Origin of the sequence: Paenalicyclobacillus cellulosilyticus (assembly GCF_014647315.1) — a bacterium.
GTDB classification, from domain to species: domain Bacteria; phylum Bacillota; class Bacilli; order Alicyclobacillales; family Alicyclobacillaceae; genus Alicyclobacillus_J; species Alicyclobacillus_J cellulosilyticus.
Map to the genome: position 1 here is coordinate 313 of NZ_BMOY01000116.1, position 314 is coordinate 626.

The window sequence follows — 314 nt, forward strand, 5'->3', positions numbered from 1 at the left end:
GGCTGAAAAAACGGGTGATGATGAAGCCATTGTGATCTGTCATGATCGCTTATCTCAAACCGGTGGATATAGTAAGCCAGCACAGGCTGCTTCTATCTTAGCTGGCTTGGGATTTTCAACGAATGATCAAACATTAAGTGTGAATAGCTTTTCAGGTGGATGGCGGATGCGTTTGAACCTTGCGCGTTGCTTGATGACTCCGGCTGATTTATTACTGCTTGACGAACCCACGAACCATTTAGATCTTGAAGCAATATTCTGGCTTGAACGTTGGCTTAAACAAAATCCAGCTACTGTGATTGTGATTTCCCATG

At 43.9% G+C, this 314-nt stretch carries 1 protein-coding gene; it reads left to right on the plus strand.

Going from position 1 to position 314, the window contains the following annotated elements; genetic code table 11:
- The coding region (locus IEX97_RS13470) for an ATP-binding cassette domain-containing protein (protein ID WP_194483120.1) at positions 1-314 on the plus strand (314 nt) is incomplete at both ends.